Source organism: Halogeometricum sp. S1BR25-6, assembly GCF_031624495.1.
Classification (GTDB): domain Archaea; phylum Halobacteriota; class Halobacteria; order Halobacteriales; family Haloferacaceae; genus Halogeometricum; species Halogeometricum salsisoli.
Genome location: NZ_JAMQOP010000001.1, coordinates 775,740 through 790,413 on the forward strand (window position 1 = coordinate 775,740; position 14,674 = coordinate 790,413).

The window sequence follows — 14,674 nt, forward strand, 5'->3', positions numbered from 1 at the left end:
GCCACTAGCAGTGCTGTGAGAACATGAACTATCTCATGATAGGCGGGGCTTCAACTCCGAAAGTCCGTTTTAAATATCAAGATTGATTCTCACAACCTCCGATACGTGCCGGTTGAGAAGCCCCGTGTGCGAAGTAATTTCGGGTCGCGAAGCTCCGCGCGGACACCCCGTCTGCGCGATGATTTCCAAACCATCGAACGGAACGCTCCGTCGAACGTCTCGACCGGTCGTCGGTCGCCGAACCCCGGGGAAGACACAGACATCTCTCGCAGCATCGTTATGCCGACTCACGCGGTATCTGTGGTAATGCCCCTCAATCCGAATTTTCTCGAGCGATTGGTGCTGTTTCGGCTCAACAAGGGTCCGGCGCCGATGCTCGACCTGTTCGGTGCGGCGAGCTTCGAGTCGGTGTCGCTCGCCCTCGAGTTGGGTCTCTTCGAGTCGCTCGCGGGCGCGGAGGCCCCGCTCACGGCCGCGGCTCTCGCCGACCGTCTCGACGCCCACCCCGACGGTCTCGCTACGCTCTGCAACTTCCTCGTCGCCGAGGGCTACTTGACCACCGAGGAAGACGGCTACCGGCTCACCGGGATGACGGAGACGTGGCTGCTGGCCGCCTCCGAGACGGACATGGGGCCGTGGCTCGCGTTCTGGAACGACCTCGTCTTCCCGTTCTGGGAGCGCGAACTCGAAACCGCGGTCAGGGAGGGCGAACCGAGCCGGTCGATCTACGAGTGGTTCGACGAGCAACCCGGCCGCTGGGAGGTCGCGCAGGCCGGCTTTCGGGCGGCCGCCTCCCTCTTGGTGGACGACGTGGTCGACGCGGTGACCGTTCCGGGCGGGAGCACCCGACTCATCGACGTCGGCGGGGGACACGGACTGTACGCCGTCGAGTTGTGCCGCCGGCACCCGAATCTCTCGGCGACCGTTTTCGATCTCCCGGGTGCCGTTGCGGCCGTTGACGACGAAATCCCCGACGCGGTGGCGGACCAGGTCAGCACGCGAGCGGGGGACTACCGGACGGACGACCTCGGGGACGGCTACGACGTGGCGCTTCTGTTCAACATCATCCACGCGCACGACCCGACGGAGAACACCGCGTTGTTTGAGCGCGTGGCCGACTCGCTCGCGCCGGGCGGTCGGATTATCGTATTAGACCAATGGGAGGGGAGCGGGCGAACGTCGGTGAGTCGAGCCGGTCTTCGGTTCGTCGCGCTGACGTATCTGACGACGCTCGGAGCGACCGTCTACGCGCACGAGGAGGTCACCTCGTGGCTCCGGGACGCCGGCTTCGGGGACGTCACCCGACGGAGCGTCGGCCCGCTGTCGGGGCTGGCCCTCGTCGAAGCGACGAAGCGGTAATCGCACGGCTACTCGCCGATAGATGCGCCGCCTACGCGGCGAGCCCCTTCGAACGGCCGACGACGTCGAATAGCCGTCTCTCAACGGTTCGCCAGACAATTCCCTGGCAGTCCGACGGAACGACACGAGAGCCATCGCGCGTGTTCGGCACCGCAAGTTCCTCGGCCGGAGGGGATGTTCCCCGTCGGAGTTCCGATCGACCGCCTCCGAGTCTCGGCGTCCGACCGACATCTGATTGCCAACCTACTTGAGCGAGCGGAGTCTAGAATATATATGAGTTCTCTTCGATCTATTGAGTCGAGTTCGATTTTACCCATACAGATGGCTGTCGGGCCGGGTGAGTTGTGAACCCGAGTCGCGTCGACTCTCTCGTCGACCTGACCTACGGACTGTTGATCGCGGTCTCGGTCGGACTGATCGTCGTCGCCGGGAACGCCATCGGGTTGGCGTTCGGATTCGGGGTGCTGGTCTCCTACGTTCTCCACGTCGTCTGGAAGATGGCTCGTTTCGACCCGAACTGGATGACGACGGCGGTCAAGGAAACCGTCGAAGAGACGGTCAACGAAACCGTTGAGGAAACAGTCGAGGAGACGGTCGGAAAAACCGTTGAGGAAACGGTCAACGAAACCGTTGAAGAGACAGTCGAAGAGACGGTCGGAAAAACCGTCGACGAGACAGTGGAGAAAACGGTCGAGGAGACGGTAGACGAGAAGGTCGGGGAGACAGTAGAGAAAACAGTCGGCGAAACCGTCGAGAAGACGGTCGGGGAGACGGTGGAGAAGACGGTCGAGGAGAAAGTGGGCGAGACGGTGGAAAAAACGATGGACGAGAAGGTCGGAGAGACGGTGGAGAAAACGGTCGGCGAAACCGTCGAGAAAACCGTTGGCGAGACAGTCGAAAAGACAGTCGAGGAGAAAGTGGACGAGACAGTGGAGAAGACCCTCGAAGAACAGCGTGCGGCCGAGAGGGCGGACGGCGAGGTAGAGACGGCCACCGAGGACGACGAAATGGACACGGCCCCCGAGGATGATGAGGTGAAGAAAGTTGCTGAGGACGACGAGGAGGACGGGGCCTCCGAGGACGCCGAAGAGAAGGCCACCGAGGACGACGAGGCCGACAAGGACGACGATACAGAGAATCGATGACCAGCCTCCTACTCGTCGCTGGCGTTCTCGTCGCGATGTTCGTCGCATACAATATCGGAGGGTCGACCACGGGGCCGGCGTTCGGGCCGGCCGTCGGGGCCGGCGCAATCTCCAAACCCGTCGCCGCAGGGCTGATGGGCGTGTTCTTTTTCATCGGTGCTTGGACGCTGGGTCGGAACGTCGTAACGAAGCTCGGCACCGAGTTGGTCGTCGACCCCGGTATCTTCACGCTCGAATCGTCTATCGTGGTGCTGTTCTTCATCGGAATCGCACTGCTGGTCGGGAACCTCTTCGGCGTCCCGGCCTCGACCTCGATGACCGCCGTGGGGGCGATCGCCGGCCTCGCGCTGGCCGGCGGGGTGTTGGATTTCGCCGTGATGGGACAGATCGTCGTGTGGTGGGTCGTCTCGCCCATCATCGGCTTCTGGGTCTCGTTGATCATCGGCCGGTACTTCTACGCACGGCTGAACGGACTGATCGCGATAGAGCGCAGCACGGGACCCCTCCTCGACCTCGACCGATCCGGCGTCGTCCCCGTTCCGCGGGTTCACCGAACGACCAACCGTCGGGAGCTGGTCGGGACGTTTACCGTCGTCGCGATCGGCTGTCTGATGGCCTTCTCTTCCGGCACCTCGAACATCGCCAACGCCGTCGCACCGCTGGTCGGCAGCGGCGAACTGGCCATGAACCCGGCCATCGTCCTCGGCGGTATCGCCGTCGCCATCGGCTCGTTCACCATCGCTCGACGAACCCTGGAGACGATGGGCAGCGACCTCACGGAACTACCCCTCACCGCGGCCATCGTCGTCGCGTCGGTCTCCTCGACGCTGGTCGTGTTCCTCTCGGCGCTCGGCATCCCCGCGAGTTTCGTCATCATCGCGACCATGTCCATCGTCGGGCTGGGGTGGGGCCGAGCGACCCGACCGATGACCGGTTCCGAGATAGTCGCTGGCGAGGGCGGGGCACCGATTAGGGTCGACGCGCTGGCAGCCGAAAGAGAGGGTGAGACGCTCCCCCCGATCGGCGCGGAGGACGCCGATGACATCCCCGATCCGGGGGCGTTGTTCAAGCCCGTGATGACCGCCCGGGTCGTCCTGATGCAGAACGTCGTGCCGGCCATCGCGACGGCCGGTGCCTATCTCACGTTCCGGTTCGTCCCGATATTCGGGTTCTGAGTCGGAGCCGACTCGAACTCCTCAGCGTCGCGCCTCGAACGTATCCTCAGTGACGGCGCTCGGGATGCGATACCCAGGTTTATCCTCCCGTGACACCTTTTAGCGCGACATGGGAACGGACCAGGCACCACCGACCGAATCCGGTGGGACGGGCCCGATACCGCTCTCCACGGGCGAGACGGTTACCCTCCCGCTGTCGACCGAAGCGACGATGCTGGGGGCCGCGTTCGCGGTTCCGAGACGGCAAGTCGCGGCGCTGTTGCCCGACGAACTACGGCCGATGCGGGTGACGGCGCGCGGGAAGTCTGCGGTGACGTTTCTGAGCGTCGAGTATCACCGCATCGGTGACGGTCAGATCGACCCGTACGACGAGTTCGCCGTCGTTCTACCGGCCGTTCACGAGTCGACGACGACGGTTCCGTATCTGTCTGCACTGACCCGCCCGAGCGGCTACATCTGGTATCTCCCGGTGACGACGGAACCCGCCAAAGCACTCGGAGTCGACGTCTGGGGATTCCCGAAGGTCGTGGCCGACATCACCCACGCGGACGACGGCGCTCGCCGACGAACGACCGTCACCGTCGACGGGGACCGGTTCATCACCTTCGAGACCCGCCGTCCGCCGTCCATGGCGACGCGAAAGAACGGTCACGTCTACGCCGTCAAGGACGACGAGTTGCGGCGCGTCCCGACCGAGGTCGTCGGCGAAATCGGTGCGTGGCCGTTCTCCGACGAGGTTTCGGTGACGTTCGGGGAAGCGCACCGCGCGGAACCGCTCCGGGAACTCGACATCGGTGACCGGGCGCTCGCCCGCGTCTCTGTCGAGGGTGAGGCATGGTTCTATCCTGGCGAACCGCCGTTCGCCGAGTGAGAGCGGAACAGTGCCGCGACCGCACCGTCGTCCGACGACGGGAACTCGATACGGATGTTGAACGCACGCACTGTCTCTCGCAGACTCTCCCGACGGCTCCCCGGTCGCTTGTCGTGGCTTCGAGAGAGACGGTACAGAACGCGTACGGACTGATTCTCCGTCTGCTCGGCCGGTCGAGCGTGTTTGAGATTCAGAGTCTGACCTCGTCTGGCGAGAGCGATACGACCATCCGAATCATCTCTACCTCTATATCCGAAGGCACTGTATCGAGGATGAGAGATGATACTGGAGGAAACAACGGAGGTGAAGGCGTCACCAGGGGACGTATATCGGTTTTTCGAGTCGATGGAAGAGAACTACCCGCGGTGGCATCCCGACCACGTTACCTTCCTGTGGATCGACGGAGAGAGTTTGAAAGCGGGAGAGAAAGCGTACTTCGAGGAGACAATCGCGGGAAAGCGACAGCGGAAAACGGTTCGATTCACGCGGGTGGAGTCAGACCGATACATCGAGTTCGAACCGACATCGCTGCTAATCGGACTTCTTGTGCCTCACATCAGTTTCACCATCGTCCCGCGTCCGGACGGTTGTGAGATCACGCAACGTATCAAGGTGCGAACCGGCCCGATCGGTGCGTGGCTCAACCGAGGAGAGTTCGACGCCGTTCGGAAGCACATGCGAGAGGAAGGCGAGAATCTGAAACGGATCTTCGAAGAGAGGGAATAGCTCGACGGAGAGATTCGAGATCAGAGGCGTGGAGCTCGTGGACTGACGGACTCGCTCGCCGAATCGGTCCGTTCGTTCCGATCGTCCCCGCCACCGCTCCCGGGGGGTCACCACCGAGCGCCTTATTCGAGTCCGTCCCTTGACACTGGTGATGGCTACAGTCTCCCGTAACGAGCCGACGCCGTCGCCCGGCGCCCCGCCGGAGTCCGGAGAGGCGTGCGTCCTCTGGCACCGGCGCAACCTCCGCCTCGCCGACGACCGAGCGGTCGAGTACGCGACGGCGAACTACGACACCGTCTGTCCCCTGTTCGTCTTCGACCCGCGGTTCTACGGGGCGAACGGTCTCGCCTGCGACGCCCGACTCCGCTTTCTTCACGAGTGTCTGGTTGACCTCGAAGACCGGTACGCGGAGGCGGGGACGACGCTGCTCTACACCCACGGGTCGCCAATCGACGTCCTCGACTCGTTCCTCGACGCGGGGTGGGATATCGTGGTCAACAGGGAGGCGACGGGGCGGTACGGGAAGGAGCGAGACGACGCCCTCGTCGCCCGCGAGGGGGTGCGGTTCGTCGACGACGACGGCATCCGGTACGGGCAGTCCGACCGGGAAGGATGGCAGGACCACGCGGAGGCGTACTTCGAGGACGAACCAAACCGCCCGCACGAGTCGGGATTCGGAACGCACGGGCTCTCGACGACGGTCGATACCGACGCCATCGAGCGCGAGTACGACGTTTCACCGTCGAAGACGGGCATCTCGACGGGCGGCGCTGGACACGTTCAGCGACCTTCGTGAGGAGTCCGAGGCGGCGATGCGAGAGTCCGCGGTGTTCCGGCGGGCGTCGCTGTCGCCGAAGAATCGAAATATCGTCGAGCAGACGGCGGACCGGACGGCCGAAGACGGGAAACTGACGAGTCGGCGGCGGGTTCCGACTCCGGGTCGACGGACGGGCAGACGGGATTCGATCAGTTCGTCTCGGAGCGGTAGCCGGTCTGCGCGTAGGTGAAATCGCTCGACTCTGTACCCACCTATTAGAAATATACTCTCAGAAATAATAATATATTTCTCGGATATGGTCTCAAAGCCAGTCCATATCGGCTCTATGATACAGCTCTAGGATACTGCAATACCTGCATGTTATTATCTGACACGACCCTTATCTCCTCAGACGACATACTAGTCTCCACAATGAGGGGGAGAGTTCGGCTGGAAAAGCTGACGGAAGCAGGTCTGCAACAGTACGATCAGGAACCGATTCTCGAGGAGGTCAACACCGCGGTTGGGTCTGTAATCGCGAGTTTCGAGGAACACTCCGGCAAACGTCTCGGTGATACGGGCGTTCGCATCACGAGATTCGAACTCGACGTGTACGAAGACGGATCGAACGAGAAATCGCACTTCGCCTACAGTCGTCCCCGTCGGTTCGGCCTGACATCTCCGTTCGGAAACGATTTCCAGTTGCCGTGGCCGTTCCCGCCGCACAAGCACTGCACGTGGCTCCACTGCCTGGACCTGGAAATTCCGATTCCCGGTACAGATTCGGTAATCGTCGTTCCCATCTGCATAGAGATCGAGTACCCCTGCTGGTAAACGAACTCGGGTCGGCCTCCGAGACACCGCCTTCGGCACGTCGTTCGCACCACCTCCAACGGGTTTCGACTGAGACGCGTACCCTGATACATCCGGCTCCACGTGTGTGCGAACCGTCGTACTACAGCATCGCATTCCGCAAAAACGAATCCATATCCGACTATCTTGGCCTCAATACTCCTGTAGATCCAGCTCGATGATGTTCGCCGCGTCCGACACCGCCCGCCGAAGTTCCTCGGTGAAGTACTCGTCCTGTGCGCGACTGGCCGGGACGGCGACGCTGATGGCGCCTCTGACGGACACGCCCTCGGAGTGGGTGTCCCTGATGGGAGCAGCGACGCAGCAGAGGCCGTTCAGTTGCTCCTCGTAGTCGAAAGCGACGCCCTCGGAGCGCGCTTGCTCCAGTTCCGCGTCCAATCGGTCGCGGTCGGTAATCGTCTGTCGCGTCGTCGCCGGCAACCCGTGCCGGTCGACGATTTCGTCGACGCGTTCGGGTGGCGCCTGCGAGAGGAACGCCTTCCCGAGGGCGTTGTCGTGGAGCCGCTTTCTGTTCCCCGCGGTGTCGAAGTTGACCGCGCCCTCGCCCCGGTTGTCGTAGATGTAGAAGCCGTAGCCGTGCTCTTCGACCATCAGGATGCAGAGTTCGCCCGTCTCGCGGGCGAGTTCGTCCACCTTCGCCTTCCCCGCCTGATAGGTGGCCATCTGCGAGACGACGTCGTGACCCATCGTGAGCAGGTTCAGACTCACTCGGTATCCCTCGCGGTCGCGGACGACGAACTCCGCGTCCTCCAGCGTCTTCAGGTGGTAGTGCGTCGTACTCTTCGCGACGCCGAGGTGCTCGGCCACCTCCGTCGCCGTCGTTCGTTCGCGGCCGGCGAGGAAGCCGAGAATCTCCAGGGTTCGCTCGGACGCTTCGATTCGCTTGGTCCCCGTTTCGCTCGTCATACCCTGTAGTTTGCACCGAACAATAATCAAGGTTCACCACAGTAGAACTCCTGCCCGCACGGCGCGATTCCTAATGCACTGGACCCGACCCTGCGTTACAGAACTACGCGCGTAATATTGTGATAGACCGATTCGACAGGGGAGAACCCCTACTCGTCCGTTCGTCCCTCACCACCACCCGTGCGTTCGTCTCCAAGTCGATACGTCGAGTCGGTTCGTTCGCAGAAGTTCGACACGATTGAACGAGGTTAGAGACACGATTTCGTACCGGAGCCAGATACTACCCAAACAATTATTATAGTCGGTTCGTGAGTTCCACGTGCGATGTACTACCAAGACGGAGAGGAGATATTCGTCATCGACGGGCACGTCCACCTCTGGGACGCCCGAGAGGAGAACATCATACACGAGGGCGGCGAGGAGTTCATCCAGTGTTTCTACGACTACCACACCGGATTCACTCCGGAGGAGCGAGAGTGGGACCTCGATGAGTATCGCTACTACGGACCCGACCGAATGACCGAGGACCTGTTCGGGAACGCGGCGGCCGACATGGCGGTCTTCCAACCGACCTACCTGACCGACTTCTACGACGAGGGGTTCAACACCATCGACCAGAACGCCGAGTTGGCCGAGGAGTACCCCGAGCGGTTCGTACTCAACGGCGCGTTCGACCCGCGCGACGGCGAAGCCGGGATGCGCGACCTCGAACGGCAAAAAGAGGAGTACGATATCCAGGGCGTCAAAGTCTACACCGCCGAGTGGAAGGGCGACTCGAAGGGCTGGCGCCTCGACAGCGACGAGGCGTTCGAGTTCTTGGAGAAGTGCGCGGACCTCGGCATCGACAAGATTCACGCGCACAAGGGCCCGACGATTCGGCCGCTGAACCGCGACGCGTTCGACGTCGCGGACATCGACGACGCGGCGAGTTCGTTCCCCGACCTGGATTTCGTCGTCGAACACGTCGGACTCCCCCGACTGGACGACTTCTGTTGGATCGCCGCCCAAGAGCCGAACGTTTACGGCGGCCTCGCCGTCGCGGCGCCGATGGCGCAGAATCGACCGCGGAAGTTCGGCGAGATAATGGGCGAACTGCTGTTCTGGTTGGGCGAGGACCGCATCATCTTCGGCTCGGACTACGCCCTGTGGAATCCGGATTGGCTGGTCGAGACGGTGATGAACGCCGAACTCACCGACGAACAAAAGGACGAGTACGGCATCGAACTCTCGCCCGACGTGATGAAGAAGATCATGGGCGAGAACGTCGCCGACCTGTACGACATCGACATCGAGGCGAAGAAAGAACAGTTCCGCTCGGACGACGTGACCGAGGAGTTCGGGCTCGGAGACCACTACGGCGCCCCCGACGCCACCGCGGACTGATGTCGAGCAGCACCCACAACGACGGCGGTCCGTCCGTTCCCGACGTGCGCGAGCGACTGGACCGCGTCACCGACCCGGAACTCGACGAGTCCATCGTCGAACTCGGCTACGTCGACGACATCACTCCCCGGGGTTCGACCGTCGACGTGACGTTTTCGCTTCCGACGGCGTGGTGCTCGCCCGCGTTCGCCTGGATGATGGCCGTCGACGCCCGCGACGAGGTGGAGTCGCTCCCGTCGGTCGAGACGGCGACGGTGACGCTCCGGGACCACATGCACGACTCGGAGATAACCGAGGGCGTCAACGCGCGCGCGTCGTTCGCGTCGACGTTCCCGGACGCCGACGGCGACGTGGCTAGCATTCGAGCCTCGCTGGACGACAAGGCGCGCGTCGGCCGACAGTTCGAGGCGCTGAACGCACTCGTGGACGCCGGTCTCACCGACCGACAGATCGTCGAGTTGCGACGCGAGGACCTCTCGCTTGACGACGGCGCCGTGTTCGTCCGGGACGGGTCGGTCGGCATCTCCGTCGACCGGGAACCGCTCGCCGAGTACGTCGAGAAGGTCGAAGCAACGGGCTTGGTCGAGACGGGTTCGGACGTGCTGTTCCGAACGCCGGAGGGTGACCCCATCTCCCCCGACGAGTTCGACCTCGTCCACAAGCGGAGTCGCCTCGCGAACGTCAACATGACCGGGCAGGGAAACATCTGCGACGCGCTCAACGAGGCGCGGTTCGACCCCGACCGACCGGAGACGTACGGTCCGGACGGCGAGGAGTCGTGACCGGCGAACGCCCTCCGTTCCGCCCGCCGTTCTTTTCGCCGGCGTCGACCTCGGGCATCGACCGACCCGCGGATTTATACCGAACGATGCGGAACTATATCGTGCACCATGCTAGCAGCACGTTTGCACGAGTACACCGAGGACATGAGCGAACCGCTCTCCATCGACGAGGTCGACCGACCCTCCGTCGACGTCTCCGACGGCATCGTCGTGGAGGTCGAGGGAGCGGGGTGGTGTCAGACTGACAACCACATCATCGAGGGGATGTGGACCGACTACGTCGAGCAGACGCTCCCGATGACGCTCGGCCACGAGAACGCCGGCACCGTCGTCGACGTCGGCGAGGAGGTGAACACGGTCGAGGAGGGCGACCGGGTCATCTGCCACCCCGTCGCGACGTGCGGGACCTGTCGAGCGTGCCGCCTCGGCAACGACATGTACTGCGAGGACCTGTCGTTCCCGGGACTCACGACTGACGGCGGCTTCGCGGAGTACCTCCGCACGAACGAACGCGCCGTCATCCCGCTTCCGGGCGACGTCGACCCGGCGGATATCGCGCCGCACGCCGACGCCGGCATCACGGCCTACCACGCGGTCAAGAAGGCGGTGGACGAACTGAACCCCGGCGACGCGGCCGTCGTCGTCGGCGTCGGCGGCCTCGGACACATCGGGCTGCAGTGTCTGAACGCGATGAGCGCCGCCGATATCGTCGCCTTGGACGTGAAGGAGGCCGCTCGCGACCTCGCGTCGGACCTCGGCGCGAGACACACTATCGACCCGACGTCGGAGGATGTACCGAGTGCCATCGACGACTTCACCGACGGGAGCGGCGCCCAACAGATCATCGACTTCGTCGGCGCCGACGAGACCACCGCGCTCGGGCCCGACATCGCCGCGCCGGGAGCGGACCACCACATCGTCGGCTACGGCGGCCACGTCCACGAACCCTCCCAGACGCTCGTCGACGGCGAACTCGCCTACCGGGGGACGCTCGTCGGGCGCTACACCGAACTGCAGGAACTCGTCGCCCTCGTCGACCGGGGAGACGTCGAACTCCGGACGAGCCGATACGACCTCTCGGAGATAAACACCGTCGCGGAGCGCCTCGAACACGGGGAAATTGAGGGTCGGGCGGTCATCGTTCCCTAGCTCAGCCTACCGCGCACTCTGCTTTCTCTTGGTCTCTTTCCCGACTCGTACGGCGTCTCGTATAGTACTATCTTAGGAGATACGAGACTAAATAGCGCTTCTCCAGATACAGATTGAATGTAAAAGATTACAAAGAGCACAGAAAGGTCCGTACCCCCGCTCGGCGATGAGCCCCCTTCTCGGAGAACGACACATCTATTATGGCCCACGCGCGAAATCCGGCGATGAACAACGTTAGCACGCGGTGGTGTACAGATGAGTGAGGCGGAGAGCTCCGTTCAGTCGTACACGCTTCGTCTCGAACTCGTCGACGAACCCGGCGAACTGCTCCGCTCGCTCAAACCCATCGCGGAGAAGGGCGGAAACCTCCTCTCTATCTTCCACGAACGAGGAAACGTCACTCCACGAGGCTACATCCCCGTCGTCGTCGACGTTGAGGCCACTCCGGACCGCTTCGAGAAGATTGTCGAAGCGCTGAGTCAGACCAATATCAACGTCATCCAGGCCGGCACCGAGCGGTACAGTAAGGAGCTGACTGTCCTTCTCTCCGGTCACCTCATCAATACCGACTTCTCGAACACGCTCTCTCGCATCCAGGAGACCCGGAGCGCGACCGTGACTGACATCTCCATCTCCGCACCCCAGGGGTCCACCGAGACGTCCAGCGCACGCGTCCGGATGGCCACGCAGGCAGGGTCGAAAGACGAAGTCCTCGCGTCGATCAGAGAGATCGCCGAGGAGAAGGACCTCCGCATCGTGGAACCGCTCGTCGCGGGTGGCCATACGTGAACGTCGGCGTCCTCGGCGCTGGTGCCGTCGGTGGGTCGGTGGTCGAACTCGCAGAGGAGTACGGACACACCGTCACCGTGTTCGCCGACTCCCAGAGCGCCGTCGTGGACCCCGACGGTATCGACGCCGCGGCGGCTCTCTCGGCGAAGCGCACCGACGGCAGAGTCGGGTCGGCCGACCCGGAGGCGGCGCTGGACGCCGAGTACGACGTACTCGTGGAGGCGACGCCGACGACGCTCGGTGACGCCGAACCGGGCTTCTCGCACGTTCGGACCGCGCTCGAACGCGACCGTCATGTCGTGTTAGCGAACAAGGGTCCGATCGCCGAGCGGTACGGTGATATCCGGCGACTCGAAGCCGAGAGCGCGGGCACGGTCCGATTCGAGGCCACCGTCGGTGGCGCTCTCCCGGTCATCTCCACTATCGAGGGGTTCGGTCCGTCTCGAGTTGGCTCGCTCCATGGTGTGTTGAACGGGACGGCGAACTTCATCCTCTCGCGGATGAGCGCCGAGGGACTGGACTACGAACACGTTCTCGTGGAGGCCCAAGACCTCGGTGTGGCCGAGACCGACCCGACGTTCGACGTTGACGGGACGGACACCGCGCTCAAGGGAGTCATCGTCGCCAACCTCCTCTTCGAAGGAGAGTACAGTCTCGAAGATGCCTCCATCGAAGGTATCCAGGCGCTCTCCGGGAACATGCTCGAACTGGCGCGTGAGGACGGACAGACGGTTCGGCTCATCGCGGAGGTGCGCAACGGAAACATCCGGGTGAGTCCGCGTCTCGTTCCGAGAGAGAGTCCGGTCGCCCCCTCCGGAACGCACAATGCGGTCCAGTTGACGGTCGAAGACGCCGGACAGGTGACCCTTTCCGGTCGCGGCGCAGGCGGTGCCGAAACGGCGACCGCGGTCCTGGCCGATGTCGGGCGCTTGGGCGAAAACAGACGCTAGTACTTCCGGAGTCGGCTTCTCCCGGAACTGGCTAGTCCGACAGCGGAATTTCCTTGGGGACCGATACCTCGTTCCGGAGGGTGTCCATCACGTCGTCGTCGACGCTGTTGTTCTTCGTGAGTTCGATGAGCGAGGCGAGCTTTTCGAGCGGAATCTGCCCCGGCGCGTAATCGACGTCGTCCGCCAATAGCGGCGCGTATCCGAGCTTCGAACCGTAGAGGTGACCGATGATGCGGGTGTGGCTTCCCAGTTCGCCCATCGAGATGCCGGCGACGTCGATTCCTTTCTGCGTGGCGGCGTGGACGGCTTCGAGGAGGGTGAGCGTGTCCGCTTGGTCCTGCGGAAATGTCGCTACCTTGGCGATGTCGCCGTACGCCGCACACTGTTCGATAATCGCGTCCAAAACCGGTCTCTCGGGTGTCTCCTCGAAGTCGTGGTGGGAGATGATGAGTTGCACGTCGTTTTCGCGGAACTCGTGCGCCAGCCACTTCTTCGAGCGAATCGTCTCGAACTCGATGTCGACGAATTCGACGGCGTCGAACCGCGACGCGGAGAAGAGGTCGTCGAGTCGCCCCGTGTCGTTCGCTTTTCCGCCGAACCACCGGGCCCGGTTCGTCGCGATGATCGGCAGTTCGCCGTCGTACGCCTCCAGTTGTCCGACCGGATCCTCCGCTTTGTCCATCCGAAATTCGATGAGATCAGCAATCCCGCGTGCGTCTTTCTCTCGTGTTAGATCGTTCGTTGTTGCAGCGAGAGCCGATTCCTCGATTTTCATGTGAGGTCTTATCACTCTGCGGCGTATAAACGTTGGCTCTTTCCGCAATATCGCACTGCGGTCACGTCGACAGCGTCGGCTGATGCGCACACGGGCGCCGACGACTCCACACCCGTCCGCTTCAAGTTTTCTGAAACGGAGAAGTACAACAAATTATATCCAGTAGCAAACCAGCCGCTCGAAACCAAAATGGAAGAATAAAATACTGAACGGCTATCTGTTTCCCGACAGTCCGTCTCTATGCTCAATTCCTTCCGTATTTGTTATCGTCTCTAGCACATCGGCGAGCTGTTTCAACCCGATGTCATCCGATCGATCGTCGGGGCGAATCGGAGCGTACGCTAACGTCGACCCGTAGAACGCGCTGATTACTCGAGTGTGCTTTCCGGCCGCTCCGGTCCCGTAGCCCGCAATCTTTGTACCCTCGCGCGATGCATCGTTCAGACACTCCAACAACACTAGCGCGTCACCCTCATCTTTGACGGAGACGACGATTTTGACGAGGTCACCGCGCTCTCGGCATCGGGAAATGATCTCTCGGAGATCGCGTTTCGATGGGGTTTTTTCGTTGGTATAGCTCGATATTAGTACTTGGACTCCTCGTTCACGAATTCCGGGAAGTACCTCCCCTTCGTCGTCCGCGTCCTCCAACGGCACCTCCACCATCGCCACGATATCCGGCGGCGCAACGGAGACCATACTCGCCACCTCGTCGAATGCGAGCGTCTCGCCACCTTCAGTGGCCGCTCTGGGGGAGAGGACGAGCGGAATGTCGTCAGCATAACTCGACAGTTGGGCCCGTGGATTCGCCGCGCTCCCCAACCGAAACTCAACGTAGTCGGCCAGCGTCCGGACTTCCCCAACCGTCGCCAAGTCGTCGGTCACACCCACCAGTCGACACTCGTCAACGTCCATGTCAGACACAGCGTCTCGGAGCGCAAAAGTATTTCCGGGGTGGTCGCGCACTGGTTGCTACGCTTCCTCGGACCACCGCCGAAAACGATCCCTTGGGACGCCGCCAGCCGACATTCAAA

General features: G+C 62.6%; 15 protein-coding genes. 12 read left to right on the forward strand and 3 right to left on the reverse strand.

The genetic code is table 11. The features are described 5' to 3' along the window. The first annotated feature begins 306 nt into the window (after positions 1-306). From NDI76_RS04060 to NDI76_RS04090, 7 genes are all read left to right on the forward strand, one after another. A complete protein-coding gene (locus tag NDI76_RS04060; protein WP_310922734.1) occupies positions 307-1,359 on the forward strand; it encodes a methyltransferase in 1,053 nt (350 codons plus the stop codon). Between the two features lie 344 nt (positions 1,360-1,703). Beyond that, entirely contained in the window at positions 1,704-2,504 is an 801-nt protein-coding gene (locus tag NDI76_RS04065) for a hypothetical protein (protein ID WP_425498319.1), read from the forward strand. Further along, positions 2,501-3,679 (forward strand): inorganic phosphate transporter, encoded by a 1,179-nt coding sequence (locus NDI76_RS04070; protein ID WP_310922736.1) that lies wholly within the window; start codon positions 2,501-2,503, stop codon positions 3,677-3,679. The genes NDI76_RS04065 and NDI76_RS04070 overlap by 4 nt, the downstream gene beginning before the upstream one ends. A gap of 109 nt (positions 3,680-3,788) precedes the next feature. Continuing rightward, entirely contained in the window at positions 3,789-4,550 is a 762-nt protein-coding gene (locus NDI76_RS04075) for an acetoacetate decarboxylase family protein (RefSeq protein ID WP_310922737.1), read from the forward strand. A 279-nt stretch (positions 4,551-4,829) separates the two neighbouring features. Further along, positions 4,830-5,276 (forward strand): SRPBCC family protein, encoded by a 447-nt coding sequence (locus NDI76_RS04080; protein ID WP_310922738.1) that lies wholly within the window; start codon positions 4,830-4,832, stop codon positions 5,274-5,276. 151 nt (positions 5,277-5,427) lie between these two features. Beyond that, positions 5,428-6,072: a deoxyribodipyrimidine photo-lyase gene (locus NDI76_RS04085; RefSeq protein WP_310922739.1), complete on the forward strand. Its 645-nt coding sequence runs from the start codon at positions 5,428-5,430 to the stop codon at positions 6,070-6,072. 393 nt (positions 6,073-6,465) lie between these two features. Continuing rightward, positions 6,466-6,867: a hypothetical protein gene (locus NDI76_RS04090; RefSeq protein WP_310922740.1), complete on the forward strand. Its 402-nt coding sequence runs from the start codon at positions 6,466-6,468 to the stop codon at positions 6,865-6,867. Positions 6,868-7,038: 171 nt separating this feature from the next. Here NDI76_RS04090 and NDI76_RS04095 read toward each other — a convergent pair whose 3' ends face one another. Then, positions 7,039-7,812 carry an IclR family transcriptional regulator gene (locus tag NDI76_RS04095; RefSeq protein ID WP_310922741.1) on the reverse strand — a complete coding sequence of 258 codons (774 nt, stop codon included), beginning with the start codon at positions 7,810-7,812 and terminating at the stop codon, positions 7,039-7,041. A 324-nt stretch (positions 7,813-8,136) separates the two neighbouring features. Between NDI76_RS04095 and NDI76_RS04100 the strand changes: the two genes are divergently transcribed. The 5 genes from NDI76_RS04100 to NDI76_RS04120 all read left to right on the forward strand — a co-directional run bounded on the left by NDI76_RS04100 (position 8,137) and on the right by NDI76_RS04120 (position 12,865). Continuing rightward, on the forward strand, positions 8,137-9,195 hold the full coding sequence (locus NDI76_RS04100; protein WP_310922742.1) for an amidohydrolase family protein: 1,059 nt from the start codon (positions 8,137-8,139) through the stop codon (positions 9,193-9,195). Further along, entirely contained in the window at positions 9,195-9,977 is a 783-nt protein-coding gene (locus NDI76_RS04105; RefSeq protein ID WP_310922743.1) for an iron-sulfur cluster assembly protein, read from the forward strand. Before NDI76_RS04100 ends, NDI76_RS04105 begins: the two co-directional genes overlap by 1 nt. Before the next feature lie 108 nt (positions 9,978-10,085). Beyond that, positions 10,086-11,126 carry an NAD(P)-dependent alcohol dehydrogenase gene (locus tag NDI76_RS04110; RefSeq protein WP_310922744.1) on the forward strand — a complete coding sequence of 347 codons (1,041 nt, stop codon included), beginning with the start codon at positions 10,086-10,088 and terminating at the stop codon, positions 11,124-11,126. Positions 11,127-11,381: 255 nt separating this feature from the next. Beyond that, a complete protein-coding gene (locus tag NDI76_RS04115) occupies positions 11,382-11,915 on the forward strand; it encodes an amino acid-binding protein (protein ID WP_310922745.1) in 534 nt (177 codons plus the stop codon). Next, a complete protein-coding gene (locus NDI76_RS04120) occupies positions 11,912-12,865 on the forward strand; it encodes a homoserine dehydrogenase (protein WP_310922746.1) in 954 nt (317 codons plus the stop codon). The genes NDI76_RS04115 and NDI76_RS04120 overlap by 4 nt, the downstream gene beginning before the upstream one ends. A 31-nt stretch (positions 12,866-12,896) precedes the next feature. Here the strand turns inward: NDI76_RS04120 and NDI76_RS04125 are convergent, their stop codons facing one another. Together NDI76_RS04125 and NDI76_RS04130 are read right to left on the reverse strand one after the other, a co-directional pair. Next, positions 12,897-13,571 (reverse strand): type I 3-dehydroquinate dehydratase, encoded by a 675-nt coding sequence (locus tag NDI76_RS04125; RefSeq protein WP_310923860.1) that lies wholly within the window; start codon positions 13,569-13,571, stop codon positions 12,897-12,899. A 282-nt stretch (positions 13,572-13,853) separates the two neighbouring features. Next, positions 13,854-14,555 (reverse strand): type I 3-dehydroquinate dehydratase, encoded by a 702-nt coding sequence (locus tag NDI76_RS04130; RefSeq protein WP_310922747.1) that lies wholly within the window; start codon positions 14,553-14,555, stop codon positions 13,854-13,856. Positions 14,556-14,674 lie beyond the last annotated feature (119 nt).

What these genes read in the sequence shown, in the direction of transcription:
- NDI76_RS04060 (WP_310922734.1), top strand. Translation starts at nt 307, where the DNA reads ATGCCCCTCAATCCGAATTTTCTCGAGCGATTGGTGCTGTTTCGGCTC.
- NDI76_RS04070 (WP_310922736.1), top strand. Translation starts at nt 2,501, where the DNA reads ATGACCAGCCTCCTACTCGTCGCTGGCGTTCTCGTCGCGATGTTCGTC.
- NDI76_RS04075 (WP_310922737.1), top strand. Translation starts at nt 3,789, where the DNA reads ATGGGAACGGACCAGGCACCACCGACCGAATCCGGTGGGACGGGCCCG.
- NDI76_RS04080 (WP_310922738.1), top strand. Translation starts at nt 4,830, where the DNA reads ATGATACTGGAGGAAACAACGGAGGTGAAGGCGTCACCAGGGGACGTA.
- NDI76_RS04085 (WP_310922739.1), top strand. Translation starts at nt 5,428, where the DNA reads ATGGCTACAGTCTCCCGTAACGAGCCGACGCCGTCGCCCGGCGCCCCG.
- NDI76_RS04090 (WP_310922740.1), top strand. Translation starts at nt 6,466, where the DNA reads ATGAGGGGGAGAGTTCGGCTGGAAAAGCTGACGGAAGCAGGTCTGCAA.
- NDI76_RS04095 (WP_310922741.1), bottom strand. Translation starts at nt 7,812, where the DNA reads ATGACGAGCGAAACGGGGACCAAGCGAATCGAAGCGTCCGAGCGAACC.
- NDI76_RS04100 (WP_310922742.1), top strand. Translation starts at nt 8,137, where the DNA reads ATGTACTACCAAGACGGAGAGGAGATATTCGTCATCGACGGGCACGTC.
- NDI76_RS04105 (WP_310922743.1), top strand. Translation starts at nt 9,195, where the DNA reads ATGTCGAGCAGCACCCACAACGACGGCGGTCCGTCCGTTCCCGACGTG.
- NDI76_RS04110 (WP_310922744.1), top strand. Translation starts at nt 10,086, where the DNA reads ATGCTAGCAGCACGTTTGCACGAGTACACCGAGGACATGAGCGAACCG.
- NDI76_RS04115 (WP_310922745.1), top strand. Translation starts at nt 11,382, where the DNA reads ATGAGTGAGGCGGAGAGCTCCGTTCAGTCGTACACGCTTCGTCTCGAA.
- NDI76_RS04130 (WP_310922747.1), bottom strand. Translation starts at nt 14,555, where the DNA reads ATGGACGTTGACGAGTGTCGACTGGTGGGTGTGACCGACGACTTGGCG.